This is a genomic window from Rothia terrae (assembly GCF_012396615.1).
Taxonomy (GTDB): Bacteria; Actinomycetota; Actinomycetes; order Actinomycetales; family Micrococcaceae; genus Rothia; species Rothia terrae.
In genome coordinates this window covers 1-24,327 of the sequence record NZ_JAAXPV010000012.1, presented here as the reverse complement: position 1 = coordinate 24,327, position 24,327 = coordinate 1, and the positions used below count along the sequence as shown (strand labels likewise).

Genomic DNA, 24,327 nt, shown 5'->3' with positions numbered 1-24,327 from the left:
ATTTTTAAGGTTGAACAGTGAGTACCCCTTACCCCTCACCGCGTGATGACAAGAACTCTTTTGGTCAGGATGCCTCTGCGCGTCCTCAGCCTGCGCGCTACGGATCGTATGAGCAGCCGCAACAGTTTCCGGTGTGCGCACGTCACCCTGAAAACGTCAGCTATGCGCGGTGCGGACGTTGCAACCGACCTGCGTGCGGTCAGTGCCAGATTCCGCTTGAGGTGGGAATGATTTGCGCTGACTGTTACCGCACAGCTACCGGCAAAGATTATCGACGCGAGCAGAAGAAAGCCCGCGGTGGGGCGTGGGCTAACTATCCCGTGACTATTGTGTTGATTGCTCTGACGGTGGCCATATATGCCCTACAGGTAATTTTGCCTGGTCAAGCCGTTATTAATGCTTTAGCGTATAACTCCATGTACGTTTCTTACACCGGTGAATGGTGGCGTATGCTCACCGCTGGATTTGTACATTCCCAAAGCAATATTGCCCACGTGGGCATGAATATGTTTACCCTGTGGATGTTCGGGCAAGCACTCGAACCCATCATGGGCAAATGGAAGTACCTCATCACCTATCTGCTCTCCATTATTGGTGGCTCGGTGGCTGTTATGTTGCTCGCTCCTGGCACCTGGGTGGTGGGCGCATCCGGCGGTATCTTCGGCCTGTTTGCCGCGTATTTTGTGGTGAATAAGCTGCACGGTGGCGAGACCCGGTCAATTGTGAGCCTTATTGCGGTGAATTTCGCCTTTGGTCTCTTTGTCTCCGGTATTTCGTGGCAAGGACACCTGGGAGGGCTGATCGCGGGTGCTATCGTTGCCTACCTTTTGCAGATGACTTCTAAGGATGCGCGCCGTCGATAAAACTGCACACCTCACTTTCCGTGGATTTGCGCTGTGAAAGCCTATTTTTACAACGCAAATCCACGGAAAGTTGTTTAAAAATTCGTGTAATTACACTATCCACAGGGGTTGTCCACAGCTGTTGATAACTACAAAGATGTAATTCCACAGGTGTTAACAACCCTGTGGATAGCGCGAAATCGGGCTTTTCGCGCTTTAAAGTTCCCTTAAATTACAGGGATGTAAGCAATATCCCCAGATTTATCCCCACCTGTGGAAAACCTTTAAGAGCAGGGTGTGGATTTTCTGTAATTTCAAAAATTTTTACTCGCTCACGCGAGTTATCCACCTACTCCCGCACACACAAAAGGACGCAGGCACTCGAGTGCCCGCGTCCTTGGTTATTCTTGCTGAGTTCTGGAAAGAATGCCCCAGGTCAGCACAGTGAACGGCAAACTAGTTGGATCTAGCGTGAGCCACTCCTGTGAGCGAACCGAAACGAGAAGGATTATTTGCCGCCGCTGTGCTTGCGTTGGGTGCTTATGTCCTGATCAATAAATCTCTTTGCCGAACTTTAGAAGGTGATAATCTCGCCGTTAGCTGCATCGACAAAAACAGTGTTTCCATCGCCGCTACCGCGGAAAGAAACCTCCCACACCAGCTGGTTGTTGTTACCTTCCAGGCGGTCAAGGTTCACGCTTACTACATCGCCCGATTTCTCGTTCTGGGCGGTGGAAATAGCGTCCTTGATATCAACTGTTGCTGCTGAGGCGTCCTGAATATCATCATTGCCGTCATTTTTGGACTCTGACTCCTGGGTGTGAACATCGTTGCCCGAGACGTGAAAATCAAGTTTTTGGTTGCCTTCTAGCGCTCTAACTTCCCAGTGGCCAGAACCTTCATCGCCGCCGATAGACGTAATCTGTGCATCGGGGTGAGCCTGGCGCACCGCGTCGATTGCCGAGAGAACATCTTGCTCAGATGAAGATGCTGCAGTGGACGACGCCGACTCTGAGGGTGACTGCGAAGACGCTGAGCTGTCGGAGGCCTCGGCCGTTACGGTAACCGTAGAAGTCTCAGGTGTAGGGGACTGCGCGTTGTTGGCGCCGCAACCTGCAAGTGCTAAGAGAGCAAAAATTCCTGTTGCTGCATACGTTGATTTCTTTACCAGGCTTGCTATTTTTCCCAAGAAATATGAAAAAATGGCAGGAGTATTCTCAAAAATTTAAAAACAAGCGTTTCTGTGCACGAAATCCTGAAATGAAGACACTTCATCATGGGATTCTGCGATGCACCAGATATTCTCCCCACCAAAGGTTGCCCATATGTCTAGCGCTAAACCCTCCGGCATCAAAAGTATTTTCACGCTTGCGGCGTTCATTCTGATTCCGCTTGCTATTGGTTTTGTCGGCAGTATGCTCACCGCTGACAATAATCGCATCCGCGTGCATGATGTTCCTTTGTGCGAGAAGTGAAGTGCTCTTCATACTCTACGACGTAGGGGCATCTTGCCCTAAAATGCAAAAATCTCCCCCGCCCTCATCACGAGAGCGGGGGAGACGTTCGTTTAAGGGACGCGAGAGCTAGTTAGCCTGCGCCTCTGCCTCTTCAACGTCGGCGGCTGAAACCTCAACGCCGGTGTAGAGGCGGAATTGCTCTGCTGCCTGCAGGGCAATGACCTCGCCACCGGTGATGACCTCTTTACCCGCCGCGCGCGCCGCGCGAATCAGAGGAGTCTCAACGGGCATCGCTACCACGTCAAAGACCACGGTCGCTGTGTCGATGGACGCCTGCGGGAAGGACAGCGCGTCAGCTTCGGGTGCGCCCTCCATACCAATCGGGGTTACGTTCACAATAATCGGCGCGGATGCCTCATTCACCGATGAAACCCACGCGTAACCGTACTTGTCAGCCAGCTCGCGTCCTGCCTTCTCATTGCGGGCAATAATGGTGCCCTGCTTGAAACCGGCGTCGTAGAAAGCGCCGGCAACAGCGCGCGCCATGCCGCCTGAACCCTGCAACACGAAGGGTAGGGAATTATCAACGGCGTGCGACTGCAAAAGTGATGCCACCGCGATGACGTCGGTGTTGTAAGCGTGCAGGTAGCCGTCAGTGTTCACAATGGTGTTGACCGCGCCAATAACGGATGCTGAATGATCCATCTCGTCCATGAGCGGAATAACGTCCTGCTTGAAGGGCATAGACACCGAGCAGCCGCGAATACCGAGGGCGCGCACGCCGCCGATAGCCGCCTTAATATCGGTGGTGGTCATCGCCTTGTAGAGAAAGTCCAAACCGAACTTCTCGTACAGGTAGTTGTGGAACTTGATGCCGTGGTTAGACGGACGGCCTGAGAGTGAGATGCAGACGGTGGTGTCGCGGTTGAGAGCCGGACGGCCCTTGAATTCAGCAGTCATTTACTTACCGCTCTTTTCAATAGCCAGCGCAACGATCTTCGGTGCCTTCGACGATGACGCTACGAATGACTTCTCTGAAGTGGTCACAGTGGGCACAACCTCGTTGCCGTCATTCACGCTTTTCACGAACTCGGACGCGTCCGCGTCCTCCCAGACGTTCACCCAGGTCGCGCGGTCGCCAACCTCGCCCAGACCCTCATCGAGAGCCTGGCAGAACGGGCAACCGGGACGCCAATAAATCACGACGCCACCATCTTCAATAGCTTTGAGAGCATCAGCCTGAGTGCCCTGAGGACGGTTTTCCATCAGTAAATCCTTTCAACGAAAACAAACTACTTTTAGCCTATAACGCTGAGTGCATATTCAAAAGTGAGACAGTAACCAGCGAAATGAGAAACACCGCCACCTGCCAGTTACCGACAGCTATAGAGCAACAAAAAGGGGCGGGCACCCACCTACCGGTGAATACCCGCCCCCTTACATCAAAAGTAAAAGATTACTTGTTGAAGGAATCCTTGATGCCCTCAACTGCGCCCTTAGCGTCCTCAACCTTTTCCTTCACGCCAGCCTGAGCCTGGTCGGTCTGACCCTCAGCCTGCAAACGCTCGTTATCGGTTGCCTTGCCAGCAGCTTCCTTAGCCTTACCAGCCAACTTATCGAAAGTGTTCTCTGCGCTCATGGCAGCTCCTCTCATAGGAAATAGGTCTCCACCGTTGGACACCTACCTTTAAGACGGGTTGTTCCGCCCTAAAATCATGAAAATTTTTTTAACCACCGCAGGTGGTTAGCAAAAAGGCGGAAGCAGTGTGGCTACTCCCGCCTTCAAGCCGACTATAGAAGAAGTGACTTACTTCTTGAAGCCATCAATCTTGTTGTTGATAGCGTCGTTAGCCTTGTCAACGTGCTCGTCGGTGACAACGTCCTTGCCAGCCTTCTCGTTAGCAGCGTCCTTACCTGCGTTCAGGCCTTCTTCTACCTTGCCATTAATGTCGAAACCCATTCTTATCTTCCTTTCCTCGCGTAGCCAACGGTGTGTTCGCTACTGGTATTCATCGATGACGGTTACTTGTGGTGCACGTCATCTAATAATCAGCATACGCAACTTTTGAAAAGATGTGAACCGCCAACCCTCTAATTTATTTCAGGAGCGAACAGAGTAGGCTTTTAGCCTCTCAAACAGGGGCGGTGTGCGGGTGTGATGCACATGATGCTGGTGTGTTCTCACCCAGAATGTGCAAAAAATCGTGAACGGGGCGTACTATTCATCAAGTTACACACGCTGTGCGCAACAATTTCATATCGTCGTATTTGCAGTCTGAAAGGCTCGCATATGAATTCGCTGAAGCGAAAAGGCTCTATCCGCAGTCACAACAGTGACCCCGAGCCTTCTAAGCATTTTGTGGGCGCCCAAACAGCGCTGAAGTCCTGGCTGATGGGCACTCAACAAGATCAGCTCAAGGGTGAGTTGCAGGGTCCGCACGGTAAGCGTGGCGCAGGTGAGGCTGGGCATCCGTGGTGGAAAGTCATGTGCCTTTCAGGTGTGGACTACTTTTCAACCCTGGGCTATCAGCCCGCTATTGCGGCGCTCGCCGCAGGTCTTCTCTCACCCCTGGTAACGCTGGTTTTGGTGGCTGTTACCCTGCTTGGCGCGTTGCCGATTTACCGACGCATCGCCGCAGAATCTCCCGCCGGCGCAGGTTCTATCAATCTTCTTGAAAAGCTGCTTTCTCGCTGGTCAGCGAAGATCTTTGTGCTTGTTCTGTTGGGCTTCACCATTACCGACTTCATGATCACCATGACGCTGTCGGCGGCGGACGCGGCGGCCCACCTTGAGGCGAACCCCTTCATGCCGCGCGTCCTGGAACATAACCATATTTGGGTGACTCTCGCCTTCTTGCTGCTACTCACCGCGGTCTTCCTCAAAGGGTTTGACGAGACCATCAACGTCGCTGTGATTCTCGTGGTCGTATTCCTTGCGCTAAATACTGTGGTGATCGCTGCCGGAATCTGGGAGGTCGTCACGCATCCTGCCCTGAGCATTGATTGGTGGAAGGGTCTGACAGCGCAACACTCCAACCCGTGGCTGGCCATTGGTCTTATCGTTCTCGTCTTTCCCAAAATCGCCCTAGGCATGTCGGGTTTTGAAACCGGCGTTGTTGTGATGCCTCAGATTCGCGGACGCGGCGAAACCATGAGCGACCGCATCCAGCACCGCGTGGCGGGAACCAAGAAGCTTCTAACTGTCGCTGCTTTTACCATGAGCTTGATGCTGGTGAGCTCATCGTTCGTGACCACCGCACTTATTCCGCAGCAGGAATTTCAGCACGGCGGGCAGGCAAACGGACGCGCGCTTGCTTACCTGGCGCACTCGTTGCTGGGTGAAGGCGTGGGCACGGCGTACGACATCTCAACCATTTTGATTCTGTGGTTTGCCGGTGCCTCTGCCATGTCAGGTCTGTTGAACCTGGTGCCCCGCTACCTGCCGCGCTTTGGTATGGCTCCGGAATGGACCAAGTCGGCGCGTCCTCTCGTGCTTATTTTCAGTGCCGTAGCAATTGTGATTACCCTGCTGTTTAAAGCGGACGTTGAAGCCCAGGGTGGCGCCTACGCCACGGGTGTTCTGGTACTCATGAGTAGCGCGGCAGTTGCCGTTACCCTTTCAGCCAAGCGCAAGCGTCAGCCCTACGCTGTTATCTTTTACGCTGTAGTGACACTGGTATTCTTCTACACCACCGTTGCCAACGTGATTGAACGACCGGACGGTCTGCGCATCGCCAGTGCCTTTATTCTGGCGGTTCTGGTGCTTTCCTTTATCTCCCGTGCGCTGCGTTCCTACGAATTGCGCATTGAAAGCGTGGACTTCGATCAGAAGTCGCTGGACATCATCGGTTCATGCTCCAATAAGCCGATCCACCTGATTGCCCACCGCCCCGACAACTTCAGCATCGCCGACTACTACGAAAAACGAGCACGCGAAAACTGGGCGCACAACATCGCCAATGAAGATAACGTGGTCTTTCTCGAAATCGCCGTGATGGATCCGAGTAAGTTCAACGCTGAACTCGTCATTCACGGTCTAGAAATGGACGGTATTAAGATTCTCAGCGTCTCGGGCGCATCGGTAGCAAATAATATTGCCGCACTGGCAATAGAAATTCGCGACATCACCGGGCAGGTCCCGCATATCTACCTCGACTGGGCCGCAGGCAAGCCGATCAAGAACTACCTTGCCTTCCTGCTCTTTGGTCAGGGGCAGATTGCCTCAACCACTCACGAGGTGTTGCGCCGCGCCGAACCTGACCTCTACAGGCGTCCGGTAGTGCACGTCTCATAAACTGTGCTACTTACCTCAAAGAGCGGCTACATTTTGCAAAGAATGTAGCCGCTCTTTTATGCCTGAAAAACTATGCGTCTTTTTGCGCGGGGATTCCGGGCGACATCGGCAAGAACTCAGGCGCCGCGTACCCGTGCTGAGCATAGGCGCGCGCAACGGCGGTTGCAGCGTCCTCAAGTTTATCGGTCTCAATGAGCGCCATGACTGCACCACCAAAACCGCCGCCAACGATGCGAGCACCCAGCGCGCCGGCATCCAAACAGGTATCGACGGCAACATTGATTTCTTCGCGGGAAACCTGTAGTTCATCGCGCATGGATACGAACGACTCGGTGAAGAGCCTGCCTAGCTCTTCCCATGCCTGTATGCCGTCTGCTCCGGTGCGAGAAATAACGTAGGCGGCGCGCTCTACCAGGCACATATCGTGAAAAGCGTGGCGGATCCAACCGCGCGGAACCTCGGTACACCGCGTGAATTTTTCCATGGCACTCAGCGCAGTATTTGCGCGTTCGTCAACGGTCGAAAGACGCCAGTGCTTGGCTTCTGCCTCGCTAAGACCCGCACATCGTAAATCGTCGGGCAGGGCGTTGCGCAGATAATCCAGGTTGAGGGCGTCCGTTGCGCACTCGGTAGCGCGACGACGCGCGGCGAACTCGCCACCGGCAAGCTCGTGCGGGGTATTGGTGTTGATGACCAGCCAGCTGAGGTTCGCATCCTGAATATTTACATCGACCGGTTGCAGAGAAAAATCGCGGAAGTCCACTACTAATGCCTGACCGGGAATGGAACGTAAGGACGCGGTTTGGTCGAGTCCGCCGGTTTGTGCGCCGGCGACCTTGTTTTCGGCGCGGATGCAGACCTGAGCTAGTCGGGCGCGTAAATCGTGGGTGTCTTCGGTGAGAGTGGAAGGCAGTGCTGCACCCGCGTTCTCGCGCAAGGAATGCGAGAGATCTAGCAGGGTGAGCGCTGTTGAACATTCGATGGCGGCAGAGGACGAGAGTCCGCCACCTACCGGAACGGTGGAATCAATCATGAGGTCGGCACCAAAAGATGCCGGAAGGGTAATATCTTCGCTCTCTTCTTGGTTCATGGACCATGCCACACCGGCAACGTAGGTGAACCAGCCCTTGAGCGTACCCGGGCGGATATCGCGAACAACGACGGTGCGTTCATCGTGCGGCATCTGAAGGGACTGCGCGCGTAACACGCCGTCGGTGCGCAACTTACCCGCCACATAGGTGCGGTAGGGCAGGGGCATAGGCATGCAGGAACCGCCAAGAAAATCGATGTACTCACCGAGTAGGTTCAAGCGTCCTGGGGCTGACCATACACCATCGGGTTCCACACCGTATTTTTCGATAAAAGCTGTGCGGACGCGCTCTACGTGCGCGGCGTGGTCGGGCTGGTGCGCCCACTGTGCCTCAACGGTGATGGTCATGCAAGAACCTTTACTGCCTGTGAATAGTCCGTTCTCTAGTGTATGTCCGATATAGGGCGTCGTGGTTTTGAGAGGTCTAGATGTTTATCACGGGTTACTGCGCGAGTGAAAGGGGGAGGGCTAGGCTGCGAGGAAACCTCGCGCAACCGCTGATATTGCGTCGCAGTAGGACGCGGGTGGTTGGGCTGCTGCCTCGGTGCCGGTGGATGTTGCGCGGGTTTGTTCTTCTTCGATGAAGCTGAGCATGGAGTGAAGAAGTGTTTTGGCAGCCAGCTGTGGGACCTGAGCCTTATGGCAGGTGATGGTGAGTGCTGAGAGCAGTTCTAAGCGCTCGGGATGCAGTGCCACGGCAAGACGCACAACCTCTGCACTTTCGCGGATTCCAGCTAGCTGGCGATACACCTGATCCGCCGCGCTGGTGAGCGCTGCCGCGGTGGACGCGTCCTGCGGAAACTCAATGGGCGCAAGCATACGTGATGCGAGGTGGGTGAGGAGCTCCTGCTTATTCTTCACGTGATAGTAGAGCGCACCGGGTGCTACCTCGAGCTCGGATGCGAGGCGGCGCATCGAAAGATCCGCCAGGCCGTACTGTGTGAGCAGGGCGAAGGCGGTGTCTAAGATTTTCTCGCGAGATAAAGCCACGAACAATAATTCTAGTCGGTGAATGTAAATACGGTTGAAGCGTCATAATTTGAACAGTGTTCAAAAATGGTTTATCAATAGATGCATGATTGATTTCTCAACACTCGGCCAGCGCATTCTTGCAGGTCAACCGGCAACCCGCGACGAAGCGCTCGCCGTACTCACCGCATCCGACGCTCAAACCTTCGCTATTGTGAACGCTGCCTCACAACTACGCCGCCACTTCTTTGGCAATAAAGTCAAAGTCAACTACCTCGTCAACCTGAAATCAGGTCTGTGCCCCGAAGATTGCACCTACTGCTCGCAACGCCTGGGGTCAGAAGCTGACATTCTCAAATACACCTGGATCAAACAGGACGAAGCTATCAAGCAGGCACAGTACGGCATTGCCGGTGGTGCATCGCGCGTGTGCATGGTGGCATCGGGTAAAGGCCCTACCGACCGCGATGTTGAGAGAGTTTCAAAAATGGTGGAGGGACTCAAAGACGAGAACCCTCACATTGAAGTCTGCGCCTGCATGGGCATTCTCAAAGACGGACAGGCACAACGCCTCAAAGATGCCGGCGTTGACGCCTACAATCACAACCTCAACACCAGCGAAGACCATTACAAAGACATCTGCACCACGCACAGTTTTGAAGACCGCGTGAACACCGTGCACAAAGCGCAGGACGCTGGGCTCTCTGCCTGCTCCGGTTTGATTGTTGGTATGGGTGAGAGCGATGAGCAACTGGTGGATGCTATTTTCTCCCTCAAAAACTTGGAAGGCGACTCCATTCCCGTCAACTTCCTCATGCCCTTTGACGGCACACCGTTGGCAGGCACTTGGGAACTCACGCCCATGCGATGCCTGCGTATTCTGGCGGCGGTTCGTCTTGTGGCGCCCGAAAAAGAGCTACGTATGGCGGGTGGACGCGAAATGCACCTGCGCTCACTGCAGCCGCTGGCGCTGCACGTGGTGAACTCGCTCTTTTTGGGTGACTACCTGACCTCAGAAGGACAGTCAGCTCTTGAAGATCTAATGATGATTCGTGACGGCGGCTTTGAAGTACTGGGTGCTGAAGGACGCGACCTCGTAGCCGAGCACCAAGAATTTATGAAAGCCCACGGGGTGAATCTTGCCGAGGAAACTCGGGTAGGTCCTACACCGTGCGGTTCAGCACCGGGTAGCGGATGCGGCGGATGCGGTTCTGCAGGAGTCTGCGGATCTGAACCCGCAGCAACCCCCGTTGAAATCGGTATCGCGGAGACAGGCGCATCTGCCGGTGTGGTGTTGCGCAAACGCGGAGTGGGGACGCAGACCGCACCCAACGCCTAGCTTCTCACCGTGAGAGGGGCTGGCAGTGGAAAATCCGAGCAAAAGAGGAAATAAATTCTCACCGCCAGAAAGCTCACCAGCTAACTAGCCCCACAGCCGCTTGTGGCGGTAAGACTATAAAACCGTGAGAGTGAGAGGCGTAGAATGAAACCATGTCTTTCACCGAACTAGCCGAACGAGTCATCACAGCAGAACCCGCCACCCGCGATGAGCTAGAACAAATGCTCACCGCACCCGAGACGCAAACCTTTACCATGGTGGATGCCGCATCCTCACTGCGTTACCGCTTCTTTCAGAACACGGTGAAGCTGGGCAACCTCTACAGTAACGGTTCAGGCTTTGAAGGCAAGGTGCTAGAAATCGCGCCGGATCTCACCAACGAAGACATTGCTGCTGATATCGCGCAGATAACCGGCACCAAAGACACCATTACCGTTGATTTCCTACAGCTTGAAGGACACAGCTCTTTACCCGCCATGCGTGCCTTGCGCATCCTGGCAGCAACTCGCGTAGCGGCACCCCGAGCCACCCTCGTTGTGGGTGAGGGACGCGCCGACACCCTGCAGTCCTTGCAACCGCTAGCTCTTCACATTGCTAACGCACTGGTTCTTGCCGACCGCGAGGCCGAAAATGGCACTCTCGTGCTGGCTGATTTGACCATGATCACCGACGGACGTTTTAAAGTTCTCGGTGCTGAAGATCGCGATCTTTTAGCAGAGCACAAGGAGTTCATGCACGCCCACGGCTATGCACTGCCCGAGGTGGCACCCACCAGCGGTGGATGCGGTGGCAACTGTGCCTGCGGCTCAGGTGGTTGTGGCGCCTAATGAGCGTGCGCGCGCCTCACACCGACGATCAACCCAATCGGCGGGTACTTGTTTTTCAGCAAGTGCCCGTCTTTGCGCGTGTCCAGATGCGCCAGCCGGATCGCGAGATTGAGCCCGAAAATGATATTCCCGCACCCGGTTTTAAAGCGTTCATGATGGTGCTGCTCACCGGGTTTGTCAGCGGATTTATCTTCGGTGCGCTCATCACCGTCTACACCGGTTTTTCGTGGGCGGTGAGCGGTGTGATTGGCCTAGTAGGTGCGCTCTCACTCGGCGTTGGGTACGCTTTCGCGGGACTACTCGCGAAAACATTCGAGGTATTTGCCCCGAGTGCGACGCGCGTCCTTCCGCTGGTTCCCCTGCAACTTGTACTGTCGGTGGCCGGTGCTTTTCTTATCTCTTTGCTGGTGCTCAGTGGCCTGCCCTACGTCTATGTTTTCTCGGGCGCACTGTACTTTGCTCTGTGCTCACTAGGTATAACGATTCTGTGCCACCGTCGCTACTTCGAAACACAAAAAAGCCCGCTCCTCTAAACGTATTCCTCACAGGGCAACTTTCTCTATAGCGCTTTAAGACGGTGCTCATTCACACAGCGAGATACAAATACGTTCCGCGTACACTAGTGCCTTAGACTAAAATCATGACTTCTCGTGCACCCGGTGTAAATGTTCCCATGTTCACTCGCCGCCACATGGTAGGCGGCTTCGCGCTGGGCGCCGGTCTCATGGCAGCAGGTGCATGGCGAGAGAAAAACGCAACCGCAAACCAGCTCACCCCCGAGCAAGTGCTCTCCTCAAAACTCGATGAACTCGCGCAAACCTACGGCGCCGATGAACTCTCCGTTGCCGCTTTCAACCACGTCACCAACCAGGGCTTTCAATACCACCCTGAATACCGCGGCTATGAGGCAAGCATCGTAAAAGTCAGCATTGCGCTCGCCGTGATGCGTTTTCAGCATGAAAAAAATGATCAGCTCACCGATGAGCAAAACCAGGCGATGAAAGCCAGCATCGAGCAAAGCGACAACGACGCCACCTCACAGCTTTTTGGAATGCTGGGCACCACCAATACTGAGCGCGCGGACTTTCTTAATGGCACCTATCAGAAAATGGGCGTCACTAATACCTCATCCAGTGAAGGTTGGGGTAGTAACGAAACCAACCCCGTTGATCAGGTGCAAATAGCCCGTACGGTATATGACGGTGCGGAATGGGCCAACCCCAACGACGTCGACTACCTGCGCGAACTCATGCACGCAAAGGATGAATCGCAAAGCTGGGGCGTAGGCGCACTCAAAGAAAGCCGGCAGGACGATCAAGATGTTCTGTGCAAAAACGGTTGGCTGCCTGATACCGACAACCTGTGGAACCTCAACACCGTGGGTGTGGCAATTTTGGATGCGGGAGCATTTAGCCTGTGCGCTATGACCAAGGGCTTTGAAGACCAGACGCAGGGTGAAAAGCTGGTGTCAGACTCTATCGCTGCTGTTGTAGAAGCAATGGTAAATCATAACGATAAAATTCAATAAAGCTTTTTAGAATGCCGGCTTTTGTGCCGGAATGCGAGGGGAACACAGAACCGTGGAGTATCTCATCATTCTTGTGGTGATTTTGTTGGCAACAGCTCTGATGGTGGGAGTGGGCGACCGCTTCAATTTGCCGTGGCCGGTTCTGCTTACATTATTGGCGACGCTGATTATCGTGGTTCCCGGTTTGCCTAGCCTTGAGATTGAACCCGAAATTCTTCTTCCCATCTTTCTGCCGCCGCTTCTCTGGGCTATAGGTCACCGCACCTCGTGGAGTTCATTGCGTCGTGAGTGGCGAAGCATCCTGATGTACTCCATAGCCCTCACCGCTGTTTCGGCTTTTGTTGTTGCCGGTTTTACCTGGGCACTGATTCCCAGTATGGGCTTTGCTGTAGCGCTTGCCGTTGGTGCCGCCATCGCACCACCGGACCCCGTGGCTGTTGAAGCCGTGGCTGAACCCGTTGGCATTCCCCGCCGCATCGTCAGTAAATTGCAGACCGAAGGTATCTTCAACGACGCTGTCTCGCTCGTTCTTTTTCAGGCCGCAATTTTAGCGGTCGAAGGTGAGAGGGACCTTGCTGCCGGTGTTGTGATCTCCAGCTTTATTTTCAGTGCGGTAGTAGCTGTGCTTCTCGGTCTCGCTGTCGGCTGGATCGGTAGCAAGGTTCGTCGTATGATGCATGATACCGTTGCACGCAGTACCGTCACCCTCGTTATTCCCTTTGCCGTATATATCCTCGCTGAGGAGCTTCACGCATCCGGCGTTATTGCCGTGGTGATTGCCGCTATTCAGGTAGGTAGCTCCGTTGGTGATCTCACCGCCGAAGACCGCCTGACCGACAATGCCTTCTGGCGCGTCCTTGAACTTATGGTCACCGGACTGGCTTTCGGTCTGATTGGTCTGCAAGCCGGTGAAATTGTGTACCACACCGAAATTGACCTGTGGGCAACCGTTAGCGCCGGCGTTCTGATTTCGGTGGTGACTATTTTGACGCGCCTTATATGGATGAGCTTGATCTGGCTGATCGGGCGTTTTCGCAAAGAGAAGCTGACCACCCCGCACTCCTTTGCCGAGGTGCTGGTGATGACGTGGTCGGGTATGCGCGGACTGGTGACGCTGGTGCTCGCTCTCACCCTGCCGTTGTCGCTGGGCGAATTGCGAGCGGAGGCCATCATTATGGTGGTGACCGTTCTCTTCTTTACGATGGTGTTCCCCGGACTCACTCTGCCCACGCTGGTGAAAGTGCTCGGCGTAGGGGTGCAGGGCAATCACGCTGAGGCTGAAGAAAAAGAACTGCTCGCTATTGCGCAGAAAGCATCTTTGCTGGCGCTGAAGGAATCTGCAGCCTCAAGCGACCCTGAAGAAGTTGAGCGCGTACAGAAGCTCTTGGAACAAATTTCAACTCGCTACAAGAAAATGCAAGAAGCTGACACTCAGGCGATTGAGCTTCGAAACGAGAAGCTAGAGAAAATCAACCGTGTGCGTCGTCGTTCCCTGCTGGCAGCGCAAAGTGCAGTCATTGACCAGCGCAACTACTACGAGTACGAAACCGTGCATAAGGTGCTGAACCAGTTGGATATGATGATCCAGCTTGAAGAAGGACGCGACGCCGGCATGACCATGAACATGTCCCGAGTGGCTTTGGATGCCACCAAGTCGCAACCTACTTTGAAGGAAACCATGACCGAAGAGCAGAATTTGCTGACCAAACAGATGGATATTGTCACTGCGCAAAAGAGTTTGGACGGTGAATACAGCTCTTTGCGCGCATAAAAATTAATTGCCGCGGTGTGCAAGACGGTTGTAGCCCGCATCGTTTATGACACGATGCGTCATTCAAAAACCCGCGAAAACTGTGGGCTTCTGCTCACTGCCTGAGGTATCAGGTAATAGTCAAGAAGTTCTCAGAAATATGCACTACACTAAAAATCTATTGCTCATCAGCACATTTTCAAACATGCTGCACTGGGCATATAAAGATTTTATGTAGACACATCGCGTGTGAAATAAAGGAACAATGGATTTCAAAGAACTCTCACCGGCATTTTTAACTTCCCTCGCTGTGATTTTCGTTGGCGCAATTATGATCGGTGCAAGCTCAACTTTCATCACAGTGCTGGGCTGGATTCTGCTACTCGCCGGACTAGCACTCAACGTCTTCTCTGCCGTGGTTTCCATCCAGCAGGCAAAGGGCGCACCCCTGCCCTTCCTGCGTGAAGACCGCGAACCCAAGGCACTGTCGCAGAGTGAAGAGGTTTCATTTGATGAAGATCCTGAACCTGACACTGAAAGCCAGCCCATCGTGAGCATCGCAGAAGATGCCGATGAGCAGGATAATTCCATCTTCAAATCTCGTCAGAAAAAATCAGCTAGCGTACGCGCATAGGACCTTTCACCGATGAATACTAAATTTTTACTTTCACCGGCATACCTCGCATCCGTTGCGGCGATGCTGGTTGGGGCTTTACTCTCTGGCATCCACTACATGGTGATTGGCTGGATTGTTTTTGTGGTCGGCCTGGGACTCAACGCTATGTCGCTGGTGGTTCTCGCTAACCGCGAGAAGCTTCATCGCGCACAGGGCATCGGTAGCGTGCCTGTTCAGCACTGTGTAGAAAATTCTGACGCCACCGCATCCAGTGAGACCTCAGCGGCAGATACTCCGGCGGCTCGTCGCGGAACCATCACAGAAGACTCACGCATCTTCCCCCAAAAATAAATTTTTTTAAAGGTGGAGGCCGGTGCCCATAAGCACCGGCCTCCACTTGTTTAACTAGCTCTAGTTGTACGAGCGTTCGCGATAATGCGTGTCAATAGAATCAAAGATGCGTGAATAGATAGCTCCGAGGAACTCTACCTCGCTCTTTGATAAGTTGCCGCACACCAAATCGTGCAGGGTGGCCTTGTGAATAGACCGTGCGGTCTCAAAAATTTCGCGTCCGGCATCGGTGATGCTGACGCCAGCACCGCGACGGTCGGAATCAACGCTTACCTTTTCAACCCACCCTGATTTTGCGAGTGAATTAATCTGGTAGGTCAGACGCGAGGGGGAGAGCTTGAGCGTCTGGGAAAGGTGACCCATGCGAACCATTTGGCTTGCCTGAGCTTCGGGGGACTCAACGAGAATCTGGAGGACTTTGAAATCAACTAAGCGAATGCCTGCCTGCTGTTTTAAAGTCTTGTCGGTAACTAGCTGGAGGTAGTCGTTAACCTCTGTGTAGTTTTGCCAGAGAGAGAGGTTTGCGCGGTCGGCAGGGGGCGCTGATGATGCATCCATAGTTCCTCTAAAAACCTCCGGGGTCATGTGTGAGCCTATGTGGTTGTAGCTAAATATAAACCATTTTTTATAGTTCTCGTAAATTAATATAAAAAATTCTCGGTTCCTAAAATAAAAACCGAGAATTTCATTTTTAATTGCCTTTATTATTGTTCAACAATTGCGCAAAAGGAATTACTTTTAGCGGCTCCAACCCCGGGGCTTTACGTTCTTTAGCAATGCCAAAGAACGAGCCGGAATTAGCGCCGCCCGCATCATCAAATTCCGAGCCTGAGGGCGCGCCATCAGAGATTGCCGCCGCACGCTCGCTCTCGTCGATAGCTTCAGTCGCGGACGTGGGATAAACACCTGGTGACGCCTGTTGCGGTCGATCGTGGGTTGGCAAAACGCCTAACCAGCCAATAATTTGCGCGAATTCAGCAGTCGCTTTATCGATGCGCGATTGAAGATTAGCATCCGACCCAAAATCGTCAGTCGCCGCAAAAACACCGGACGGAGCAACCTGCGCCTTAAGGTACGTAAACAGCGGGCGCATGGCGGTATCAATCATCAGCGAATGACGCGACGTGCCGCCGGTTGCCGCCAGTAGAACAGCCTTGCCCTGCAGAGAACCGTCCTCCACCAGATCCCAAAAAGACTTGAAAAGCCCGGTATAAGACGCTTTGAAAGTTGGTGACACAACAATCAGAGCATCCGATGCGTAGACGCTATCAAGTGCCTCAGGAAGCTTTCCGGCGGGAAAACCCGTCAAAAAATGGTTGGTGATATCGGTGGCAATAGACCTCACATTAATAGTTTCAACCTCAGGCTGGACGCCCATTTTTCCTAGCGCCTGCACCGTTGCGTCCGCCAGCTGCTCACCTAAAAGAGCGGTGGATGACGGCTCTGACAACCCTGCCGTCACCACGGTAATACGTGGAGTTTTCATGATTTTCTCCTGTTAAAACAGCGCTTTTTCGGTGCGCAATGCGCTACCCAGAAGCACCATTTTCAAAAAAATTTTCTTAACCGTTCGGCTTAGTAAGTCCGACGCGTCTAGTTAACTCTGATTTTGAGCCTGACGCGCCTGCTCTGCCAGCTCAGCGGCACGAATACCACCGGGTACAGGCTCCTTACCAGCTTTCTTGCGTTCAACCAAGGACGCGTGCGTCGGCGCATCCGGCACATGAGCCGGCTTGAGCTTAGCGAACTCCTCACGCAGCACGGGCACAACCTCTTCGCCCAACAAGTCGAGCTGTTCAAGAACAGTCTTCAACGGCAGACCAGCATGATCCATCAAGAAGAGCTGACGTTGGTAATCACCTGCGTAGTCGCGGAACGACAGGGTTTTCTCGATAACCTCCTGCGGCGAACCCACCGTCAGCGGAGTCTGCGAGGTGAAATCCTCCAATGAAGGGCCACCGCCGTAGACCGGCGCATTGTCAAAGTAGGGGCGGAACTCACGCACCGCGTCCTGCGAATTCTTACGCATAAACACCTGACCGCCCAAGCCAACAATTGCTTGATCAGTTGCGCCGTGACCGTAGTACTCGTACCGCTCGCGGTAGAGATCAATCATCTGACCGGTGTGCTCTTTGTTCCAAAAGATGTTGTTGTGGAAGAAGCCATCACCGTAATACGCTGCCTGCTCTGCGATTTCAGGGGTGCGAATGGAGCCATGCCACACGAAAGGGGCAACCTCATCCAGCGGTTGCGGTGTGACGGTAAAACCATTGAGGGGTGTGCGGAAATTGCCCTGCCAGTTCACGCGCTCCTCGTGCCACAGGCGCCAGAGTAGGTTGTAGTTCTCGATAGCGAGATTGACACCCTGGCGAATATCCTTACCGAACCAGGGGTAGACGGGGCCGGTGTTGCCGCGTCCGAGCATGAGGTCCATGCGCCCGTCGGTAAGATGCTGCAGCGTGCCGTAATCTTCAGCGATGCGCACCGGGTCGGTGGTGGTGATGAGCGTGGTTGAGGTGCTCAGCTGAATTTTCTTGGTCTGCGCTGCGATGTAGGCGAGCGTGGTGGTGGGTGAGGATGCGATAAAGGGCGGGTTGTGATGCTGTCCGACTGCAAAGACGTCCAGACCAACTTCTTCTGCCTTCTTTGCAATTTCGACGATTGCTTTTTGGCGCTCGTACTCCGTGGGGGTCTTACCGGTAGTGGGGTCGCGGGTGATATCGGTGACTGTAAAAATGCCGAATTCCATGATTTTTAGCCTTTCGTGTGAGCTTTTCTTATGGCTCATACTCTACACCCTAAAAACTTTCTTTATAAAGTATTTTGTGGGTGGGGTGTCGCGTCATTCAACGACATAAACCGCGAAGTTCACCATATTTTCAGCTGGCTTCTTTAGGCTGAAAAGAAAGAAGTGTAGATGAAAGGACTGAAGATGAAACCCCTGTACACCACCGAAGCTATCTCAACCGGCGATGCCCGCAGTGGACGTGCTCATCTAGCCGACGGGTCCTTGGATTTTGACCTCGCCATGCCCCGCGAAATGGGCGGTAAGGGCGGTGACGGTGCCAACCCCGAGCAGTTCTTCGCACTCGGCTACGCCGCCTGTTTTCACTCCGCGTTGAAGCTGGTCGCATCCGAGGAGCGCGTGGATGTCTCGGATTCTTCGGTGAGCGCGCGCGTCACCATTGGCAACGATGATCAGGGTGGCTTTGAGTTAAAGGTCGCCCTTGAGGTTTCGGTACCGCACCTGCTGATGGTGGATGCGCGCAAGCTCGCCCAAAAAGCGCACTCTATCTGCCCGTACTCAAAGGCAACCCGCGGCAACATTGAGGTCACCGTGGACGTGGTTGAGGTTTAGGTTGCGCAGTAACCCCTGGCGTTTCGCTCACCGCAAGGTGTTAAAGTGCCAGCGGATGAGCGCAACGCCAGGGGTTGGTGGACGCTACGCGCCGCGCTTGCGCTCCACGTAGTCCAGCAGGCGTCCTATCTCAGCCTTAGCACTGGACGTCAGCGCCTTATTATCGCGCAGCATCTGCTCGCCGCGGAGCTTGATGAACTCAAGGTACTTGTCCTTGCCGGTTGCCTTAAAACCCTGCACTGACATGCGCATATCCGCAAAGTCTTTGGACGCCTGACGCTGCAGAACCCAGCGCCCCCACAGCACTACCAGCGCGCACACCAGGGCAATGAGCGTGCCCCAACCGTGCGTAATGACGTACAGCAGAGCCGCAATCACCATCAGAGCAGTCACAATGGGTGCCACAGAAACGATGTACACGCCTTCGTCCTGACGACCCTTATCAAGGGTGCGCTGGCCAACCGCCACGAAGGTTTCTTTGAAAGAAGGGCGCTCGCTCATGCCCTACGCGTCCTTCGCGCCGGACTCGCCCAGCGCCGAGTTAATGTACTCCCAGGAGTGCTCCACGACGGTCTCGGTGGCGTCCTTGACGTCCTGCGGTGAGTAGTTGAAGGACGCGGAATGTTGTGCCCACGCGTGCATGGGCAGGTCGTTCCACGAATCCCCAATGCTGTAGGTTTCAATCTGCTCACCGGCAAATACGTTTTCATCGAGCCAGCGCAGGCCGGTGGACTTGTCGCAGTTTGCGGGCACAATATCGATGAAGTCTTGGTTGAGATGAGCATCTAACTGGCCGGCGTATTCCTCGGTCAACCAGCGGTGAATGTCGGCGCGCAGGGCGTCATCAGCCACCTGAATCGGGATGCCGATGATGTCGCGCTCAGCCAATTCCTCAACCTTCAGCGGTACAAAGTTCAGCAGCATATGGGAGCTTTGCGCCAGCGGGTTATGCAGCTCATAATCGCTATCAATATCGGTGGCGAACACCGAAATATTGTCATACTGCACCAGGCGCTCAACAACCTCAGCCACCACGTCCTTGGGCAGCGACTTCTCAAAGAGAACCTCTTCATCGCCACGAGTCACCACCGCGCCCGTGAACAGCACATAAAAATCAAAATCAATGCCGCTACCCTCAAAGGTCTTCTTCGCCGCGAACAGGCTCTTGCCCGTGGAGCACACCGCGAGATTGCCGGCATCCTGCCAACGCTTGATAGCCTGCGCGTTCTCACGCGAGATTTCCCCGTTCACAAACAGGGTGCCGTCAACGTCAAATGCCATGAGCTTTTTCATGGTGAAAACCCTCCAAAAATCGGTGGTGATAAAGCGGACGCCGGTGCCCGGTGAAGTGGGCACCGGCGTCCTTGATCTCAACAACACACTAGGTGCCGTAAAGGTGCGGGGCAAGAGAAGCTCCGGCAGGTTACGGGGCGGTGGGCTATTGCCAGCAGACACACAGTCGTCAGCAGTCCCTCTCGCATGGTTCGCTGGCGCTCACGATGCGATTCACGCCAGTCCCGATGCCAGCTGACGACGTAGTGTGCCTGCTGGCGGCGGCATCTCTACCAGGCGGAACAACTCTGCTTACGGCGCGAGGATTCCTGCCCAGTAGCCCAGGATGCCGATGATGAACATGCCGAAGATGATCCAGATGGCGTTGACCTTCTTGCGAAGGAGCCACATGCACAGGAAGGTCAGCAGCAGCGCGAGCATACCCGGCAGCAACGAGTCGAGGACTGACTGGACGGTGGTCACGACTTCTTTGCCGGTTTGGTCGGTGTAGCGTGAGAGCTCCATGGGCACGTTGATGGATGTCCATTTAGACACCAGCGAGCCCATGACGAACAAACCAACGATGGACGCCATCTGAGTGAGACGACGCAGAGTATTGCCGCCAACTTCAGACACGATTTCGACACCCTTTTGGTAGCCGATCTTGAAGCCGTACCAGCGGGTGGCAAAGCGCAGAATGCCCAGACCAAAGAAGAACAGCAACGGGCCGAGGATGCTGCCGCTGAGCGCCAGGGACGCGCCGAGTGCGGCGAGAACCGGGCGTGCGGTACCCCAGAAGATGGGGTCGCCAACGCCTGCCATGGGGCCCATCAGACCAACTTTGACGTTGGTGATGGCGGCATCGTCAATGTCTTCACCGGCTGCCTTTTGGCGTTCCATTGCGGCGGTAACACCGGCAATGGGGGATGCGATCCAGGGCTGGGTGTTGAAGAATTCCAGGTGACGCGAGAGCGCGGCTGCCTGGTCTTCTTTGGTGGTGTAGAAACGCTTGATCGCGGGGATCATGGTGACGGCAAAGCCGATTGCCTGCATGCGTTCGAAGTTGAAGGAGCCGAGCAGGAAGGTGGAGCGGAAGTACGTTGAGAGGTAGTCGCGCTGGGTGAGGTCCTGTGCGGGTGCCTTGTGGTTGGCCTCGGTGCGAGCATCGGTGTCGGATGCTGCGTATGATGCCACCTGGTCTGATGAAACGTTGTGGGTAGTCATGGGAGCCTCCTACTCAAGCTCGTTGTCGAGGTCGTTGCCTGCGCCAGCGGTGACGGGCGCGGGTGCCTGAATGGAATCGTGGAGTGCGGGGTTGAGCTGTACGTAAACCACTGCCAGGCAGGCACCGATGATGCCGAGGCCCACGAGGTTGAGATCGGGGATGAACGCTGCCAGTACGAAGCCCAGGAAGAAGAAGGGCATGAGTGCTTTTGCTTTCATCATGTTGATGACCATTGCGTAACCGACCACCACGATGAAGCCGCCCGCTACCTGCAGGCCTGAGGTGATGACTTCAGGGATAGCGTCCAGCCAGGTCTGAACAATGTGCGTACCTGCAACTGCAGCAACTGCGGCGGTGGGAATAGCAACGCGCAGACCCTGCAGGAGCAGACCCAGGATGTGCATTGCTTCGACGCCTCTAAAGTTGGCGTTGCGCGCGAACCTGTCAGCCTGGTGCTGGAAGAAGACCGTAATGGTGCGAACAAAAATGGTGAGAACCTGACCAGCCGCAGCCAGCGGAACAGCCAACGCGATGCCTTCACCAATGGACTGGTGACCTTCGATCACAACGATGGTTGCGATGGTGGATGCGAGTGCTGCATCCGGTGCCATTGCTGCGCCGACGTTCATCCAGCCCAGCGCAATGAGTTCGAGGCTACCGCCCAAAATAATGCCGGTCTGCAGATCGCCCAAAACCAGACCCATGAGGGTGCAGGCAATAATGGGGCGGTGGAACTGGCGCTCATCGAGCACCGATGCCATGCCGCATACCAAGGCAACGAGAATTACCAGGGTAAATTCGAGGGGATTCACTTAGATCAGACCCTTCTCTTTAAGCTTTTTCATCATGTCTTCGCGGCCGGTGTTGGGCAGCTGCTGGATGGTCATTTTTACGCCGCGCGCGTCGAGCTCTTTGTAGGCTTCGATGTCTTCGGGTGAGGCGTAGACAGCCTCAGAAAGTTGCGCGTAACCGTCGCGGTAGGTGACACCGCCAACGTTGACCTCTTTGACCTCCACGCCTTCGTCCATGAGACGAAGGACGTCCTGCGGGCCTTCGACAACGAACATGGTTTTCATGCCGGTGTACTTGGGGTTCTTGAAGACCCTGCCGGTTTTCGCGATATCAAGCACGTTGGTCTTGATGTGTGAGGGCGCAACCTGCAGCAGAAGGGTCTTGCGAATCTTGTCTTTAGCTGCTGAATCGGACGCTGCAATGAGGGTCTGCGGGCCAATGTAGTTGGCCCAGTTGCCCGCTACCTGGCCGTGAATCAGGCGGGAGTCGATGCGGGTGAACACGTTGGTCATGGTGCTGTTGCCGGTAGCCGCCGCGTTCTGTGCAGTTGAGCTCTGCGCCGTTGAACCCTGCGCGGTGGTTGCCGCGCTTGCCGCTGCCGGCTGTGCTGCGGAGGTGCTCGCATCCTGCGCGGGCGGGTTCATGATTTCCTGGAAAGAACGAACGCCCTTAGTGCCTGCGGTCGTAGCTTTTTTGACCAAGGACGCCAGAGTCGCGTTCTTTCGGGATGCGGCGCTGATGGTTTCAATCAGCATGGGAACGTTGACGCCAGAAACAACATCAACCGATGAATCTTCAGCGGCTACGCGAGCTGCTGCGTTGTAGGGGCTACCGCCAAAGAGATCAACCAAGATGAGGGTCTCGGTGGAATCGCCGGCAGAAGACATGATGGCCCGGTACTTCTCGATGAGATCTTCGGGGCCCTCACCGGGTGCAAAAGTCACCGGGTGAACATTCTCAGTGTTGCCAAGAATCATGCGTGCTGTGGCGAGAAGCGCGGGTGCGGATTCTCCATGGGCAGCCACGATAATCGTGACCATAATGGTCCTCTCAAATTCAATGAATGTGCGAGACTGCCCGCGAAAAGCGCGGGCTACTAGCTTTCATTGTAGGAAGGTGCAGCACATAAAATCGCACGTGAAAAGCGGAAAACGTGCCAAGTTTGGAACTTTCACCTACCGATACGGTGGGTTGAAAAGTGAGGATTTCTCTGCCCTCATCCGCAATGTTTTACGCGTCAAATAGATTGCGGGGAAATTACTGTGGAATCGTCGTCCCACAGCTCTCGCGCCAAGCGCGCAATGTGAATAGCGAGGTAGGTGAGCTCATCATCGGTGAGCTCCTGATCAAGATGCATCTCAAGTAATAAAAGTACTTTTTGCGCGCACGAAAAAGCCTTGGGATAACCGGTTTGAATTGCCTCTGTCACCATGGGCATGGACGGGCCATCACCGTGACGCTTTTCGTGACTCTTCTGGTCGGCACGCACAAACAGGTAGCGCAGGTGCGTTACAAACCGCACCACGCTCATCGCGCTTTGATCAACGTCGTGACCGTACACTGTCGAGATAATCTCAAAAATCTGCGAGAACACCTCCGTCATGCGGTAAGTGCGGCTCATGTCTTCATAGGCAAACTGCGAGTTGACCAGGTGCAACGCCATTGGGATAGCCTCTTTATCAGCTAACTGCACACCCAAGCGCGCGCGCACGAGCTCTACCGCGTGGCGTCCAAACTCAACCTCTTTAGGGTAGAGCTGCGAAACCTCAAGCGTCAGCGGATAATCCACCTCAATACCCTCACGCTGGCGCACAATCGCATAGTTAATGTGATCAGCCAGCGGAATAATGAACGAGTGAGAAATCTTGATGCCGTGATTGTTAATGAGTTCTTGCTCAAGCTCAGTGGCGAGCGAAAGAATCTCAGAAGGAATCTGCTCCAGCGACCAGGTCAGACGCTCATTCGTGGTGCTACTGTCAGGCACAAAAGTCTGCTCCACCTTGGTGGGATCAACCATATCGCCCTTGCGTTTGCCGAAGGCGAGACCGCGTCCGATGACAACCACTTCTTGACCTTTAAAATCGGTACTCAGAGCGACATTGTTGTTATAGATGCGTGAAATGCGCACTACCGCTCCTTTCTCGTTGTGGTGTGAGTGGAAAATATCTTCAAGTCTAGTTTACGAGAAACCTCAATATAACGGTTCAAGGGAGCAAGTGCGGAGGGGGATTTAGACGGTGCAGTCAGCTTTTCCTAGTCGGACGTTTCGGAGACATTGTAGTTGCAGAATCAGATACTAGATCTTTAAACGAGAAGAGGCCCGCGCCGGGGGGAACCACAACCACCGACGCGAGCCCGTCTTGAGTGAACCGCGAGTGATTTTTCTAGGAAATCATCTCTAGCGATTCATGTCTCGCACACACCCTTGCGGGTGCAAATTTAGTTGACAATGAAATAACTATAACCCCAAAAGTTTTAAGCACGCAAGTTAAAGAGGCTTATTCAAAAGTAGGAACACACCCACACCCCACCAACTAGACAACGGCCCCACCAGCGGCAAAAATAAGAGGATTAAATCACTACAAATAACCTCAAGCCATACCGGAAGAACCGTTGC

Annotated in this window: 27 protein-coding genes; 11 read left to right on the top strand and 16 right to left on the bottom strand. The window is 54.4% G+C overall.

Annotated features, from left to right (window positions below; genetic code table 11):
- The first annotated feature begins 17 nt into the window (after nucleotides 1–17).
- A complete protein-coding gene (locus HF984_RS11865; protein WP_168615082.1) occupies nucleotides 18–863 on the top strand; it encodes a rhomboid family intramembrane serine protease in 846 nt (281 codons plus the stop codon).
- A gap of 553 nt (nucleotides 864–1,416) precedes the next feature.
- Here the strand turns inward: HF984_RS11865 and HF984_RS07605 are convergent.
- Entirely contained in the window at nucleotides 1,417–2,031 is a 615-nt protein-coding gene (locus tag HF984_RS07605; RefSeq protein WP_168615081.1) for a PepSY domain-containing protein, read from the bottom strand.
- 136 nt (nucleotides 2,032–2,167) lie between these two features.
- On the opposite strand from HF984_RS07605, the gene HF984_RS07600 reads away from it, so the two are divergent.
- Nucleotides 2,168–2,317 (top strand): hypothetical protein, encoded by a 150-nt coding sequence (locus HF984_RS07600; RefSeq protein ID WP_168615080.1) that lies wholly within the window; start codon nucleotides 2,168–2,170, stop codon nucleotides 2,315–2,317.
- Nucleotides 2,318–2,425: 108 nt separating this feature from the next.
- On the opposite strand, the gene HF984_RS07595 is transcribed toward HF984_RS07600, so the two are convergent.
- The 4 genes from HF984_RS07595 to HF984_RS07580 form a co-directional block, all read right to left on the bottom strand.
- Nucleotides 2,426–3,259, bottom strand: a complete 834-nt coding sequence (locus tag HF984_RS07595) for a shikimate 5-dehydrogenase (protein ID WP_168615079.1) — start codon at nucleotides 3,257–3,259, stop codon at nucleotides 2,426–2,428.
- The gene (locus HF984_RS07590) at nucleotides 3,260–3,565 is read right to left on the bottom strand and encodes a glutaredoxin domain-containing protein (RefSeq protein ID WP_168615078.1); all 306 of its coding nucleotides are present in this window, start codon (nucleotides 3,563–3,565) and stop codon (nucleotides 3,260–3,262) included.
- 190 nt (nucleotides 3,566–3,755) lie between these two features.
- A complete protein-coding gene (locus tag HF984_RS07585; RefSeq protein ID WP_168615077.1) occupies nucleotides 3,756–3,938 on the bottom strand; it encodes a CsbD family protein in 183 nt (60 codons plus the stop codon).
- 168 nt (nucleotides 3,939–4,106) lie between these two features.
- A complete protein-coding gene (locus tag HF984_RS07580) occupies nucleotides 4,107–4,259 on the bottom strand; it encodes a ribosome recycling factor (protein ID WP_168615076.1) in 153 nt (50 codons plus the stop codon).
- 330 nt (nucleotides 4,260–4,589) lie between these two features.
- Between HF984_RS07580 and HF984_RS07575 the strand changes: the two genes are divergently transcribed.
- On the top strand, nucleotides 4,590–6,593 hold the full coding sequence (locus HF984_RS07575; RefSeq protein ID WP_210729648.1) for an APC family permease: 2,004 nt from the start codon (nucleotides 4,590–4,592) through the stop codon (nucleotides 6,591–6,593).
- Nucleotides 6,594–6,663: 70 nt separating this feature from the next.
- On the opposite strand, the gene HF984_RS07570 is transcribed toward HF984_RS07575, so the two are convergent.
- Together HF984_RS07570 and HF984_RS07565 are read right to left on the bottom strand one after the other, a co-directional pair.
- Nucleotides 6,664–8,031: a galactokinase gene (locus HF984_RS07570; RefSeq protein ID WP_168615075.1), complete on the bottom strand. Its 1,368-nt coding sequence runs from the start codon at nucleotides 8,029–8,031 to the stop codon at nucleotides 6,664–6,666.
- Nucleotides 8,032–8,151: 120 nt separating this feature from the next.
- Nucleotides 8,152–8,673: a TetR family transcriptional regulator gene (locus HF984_RS07565; RefSeq protein ID WP_168615074.1), complete on the bottom strand. Its 522-nt coding sequence runs from the start codon at nucleotides 8,671–8,673 to the stop codon at nucleotides 8,152–8,154.
- Between the two features lie 85 nt (nucleotides 8,674–8,758).
- On the opposite strand from HF984_RS07565, the gene bioB reads away from it, so the two are divergent.
- The 7 genes from bioB (at nucleotide 8,759) to HF984_RS11550 (ending at nucleotide 15,063) form a co-directional block, all read left to right on the top strand.
- Nucleotides 8,759–9,991 carry a biotin synthase BioB gene (bioB, locus tag HF984_RS07560; protein WP_168615073.1) on the top strand — a complete coding sequence of 411 codons (1,233 nt, stop codon included), beginning with the start codon at nucleotides 8,759–8,761 and terminating at the stop codon, nucleotides 9,989–9,991.
- A 152-nt stretch (nucleotides 9,992–10,143) separates the two neighbouring features.
- Nucleotides 10,144–10,818, top strand: coding sequence for a biotin synthase BioB (locus HF984_RS07555; protein WP_168615072.1), 675 nt, complete (start codon nucleotides 10,144–10,146; stop codon nucleotides 10,816–10,818).
- Nucleotides 10,818–11,351, top strand: a complete 534-nt coding sequence (locus HF984_RS07550; RefSeq protein WP_168615071.1) for a hypothetical protein — start codon at nucleotides 10,818–10,820, stop codon at nucleotides 11,349–11,351. The genes HF984_RS07555 and HF984_RS07550 overlap by 1 nt, the downstream gene beginning before the upstream one ends.
- Before the next feature lie 107 nt (nucleotides 11,352–11,458).
- A complete protein-coding gene (locus HF984_RS07545; RefSeq protein WP_168615070.1) occupies nucleotides 11,459–12,346 on the top strand; it encodes a serine hydrolase in 888 nt (295 codons plus the stop codon).
- 52 nt (nucleotides 12,347–12,398) lie between these two features.
- The gene (locus tag HF984_RS07540; protein ID WP_168615069.1) at nucleotides 12,399–14,117 is read left to right on the top strand and encodes a cation:proton antiporter domain-containing protein; all 1,719 of its coding nucleotides are present in this window, start codon (nucleotides 12,399–12,401) and stop codon (nucleotides 14,115–14,117) included.
- 244 nt (nucleotides 14,118–14,361) lie between these two features.
- Nucleotides 14,362–14,730 (top strand): hypothetical protein, encoded by a 369-nt coding sequence (locus HF984_RS07535; RefSeq protein WP_168615068.1) that lies wholly within the window; start codon nucleotides 14,362–14,364, stop codon nucleotides 14,728–14,730.
- 12 nt (nucleotides 14,731–14,742) lie between these two features.
- Nucleotides 14,743–15,063: an ATPase gene (locus tag HF984_RS11550; protein ID WP_247596535.1), complete on the top strand. Its 321-nt coding sequence runs from the start codon at nucleotides 14,743–14,745 to the stop codon at nucleotides 15,061–15,063.
- A 60-nt stretch (nucleotides 15,064–15,123) separates the two neighbouring features.
- Here HF984_RS11550 and HF984_RS07525 read toward each other — a convergent pair whose 3' ends face one another.
- The 3 genes from HF984_RS07525 to HF984_RS07515 all read right to left on the bottom strand — a co-directional run bounded on the left by HF984_RS07525 (nucleotide 15,124) and on the right by HF984_RS07515 (nucleotide 17,812).
- The gene (locus HF984_RS07525; protein ID WP_168615067.1) at nucleotides 15,124–15,621 is read right to left on the bottom strand and encodes a MarR family winged helix-turn-helix transcriptional regulator; all 498 of its coding nucleotides are present in this window, start codon (nucleotides 15,619–15,621) and stop codon (nucleotides 15,124–15,126) included.
- A 133-nt stretch (nucleotides 15,622–15,754) separates the two neighbouring features.
- Complete coding sequence (locus tag HF984_RS07520; protein ID WP_168615066.1) at nucleotides 15,755–16,549, bottom strand: FMN reductase; 795 nt, start codon at nucleotides 16,547–16,549, stop codon at nucleotides 15,755–15,757.
- Between the two features lie 111 nt (nucleotides 16,550–16,660).
- Nucleotides 16,661–17,812: an LLM class flavin-dependent oxidoreductase gene (locus HF984_RS07515; RefSeq protein WP_168615139.1), complete on the bottom strand. Its 1,152-nt coding sequence runs from the start codon at nucleotides 17,810–17,812 to the stop codon at nucleotides 16,661–16,663.
- Between the two features lie 183 nt (nucleotides 17,813–17,995).
- Here HF984_RS07515 and HF984_RS07510 point away from each other — a divergent pair, with 183 nt between their 5' ends.
- Nucleotides 17,996–18,421 (top strand): organic hydroperoxide resistance protein, encoded by a 426-nt coding sequence (locus tag HF984_RS07510; RefSeq protein WP_168615065.1) that lies wholly within the window; start codon nucleotides 17,996–17,998, stop codon nucleotides 18,419–18,421.
- Between the two features lie 84 nt (nucleotides 18,422–18,505).
- Here HF984_RS07510 and HF984_RS07505 read toward each other — a convergent pair whose 3' ends face one another.
- The 6 genes from HF984_RS07505 to HF984_RS11860 all read right to left on the bottom strand — a co-directional run bounded on the left by HF984_RS07505 (nucleotide 18,506) and on the right by HF984_RS11860 (nucleotide 23,838).
- A complete protein-coding gene (locus HF984_RS07505) occupies nucleotides 18,506–18,922 on the bottom strand; it encodes a hypothetical protein (RefSeq protein WP_210729647.1) in 417 nt (138 codons plus the stop codon).
- Between the two features lie 3 nt (nucleotides 18,923–18,925).
- On the bottom strand, nucleotides 18,926–19,777 hold the full coding sequence (locus tag HF984_RS07500; RefSeq protein WP_168615064.1) for an HAD family hydrolase: 852 nt from the start codon (nucleotides 19,775–19,777) through the stop codon (nucleotides 18,926–18,928).
- Between the two features lie 228 nt (nucleotides 19,778–20,005).
- Nucleotides 20,006–20,917, bottom strand: a complete 912-nt coding sequence (manZ, locus tag HF984_RS07495) for a PTS mannose transporter subunit IID (protein WP_168615063.1) — start codon at nucleotides 20,915–20,917, stop codon at nucleotides 20,006–20,008.
- A 9-nt stretch (nucleotides 20,918–20,926) separates the two neighbouring features.
- Nucleotides 20,927–21,730, bottom strand: a complete 804-nt coding sequence (locus HF984_RS07490) for a mannose/fructose/sorbose family PTS transporter subunit IIC (RefSeq protein WP_168615062.1) — start codon at nucleotides 21,728–21,730, stop codon at nucleotides 20,927–20,929.
- On the bottom strand, nucleotides 21,731–22,750 hold the full coding sequence (locus tag HF984_RS07485) for a mannose/fructose/sorbose PTS transporter subunit IIA (RefSeq protein ID WP_168615061.1): 1,020 nt from the start codon (nucleotides 22,748–22,750) through the stop codon (nucleotides 21,731–21,733).
- A 197-nt stretch (nucleotides 22,751–22,947) separates the two neighbouring features.
- Nucleotides 22,948–23,838 (bottom strand): PRD domain-containing protein, encoded by an 891-nt coding sequence (locus tag HF984_RS11860; protein WP_168615060.1) that lies wholly within the window; start codon nucleotides 23,836–23,838, stop codon nucleotides 22,948–22,950.
- Nucleotides 23,839–24,327 lie beyond the last annotated feature (489 nt).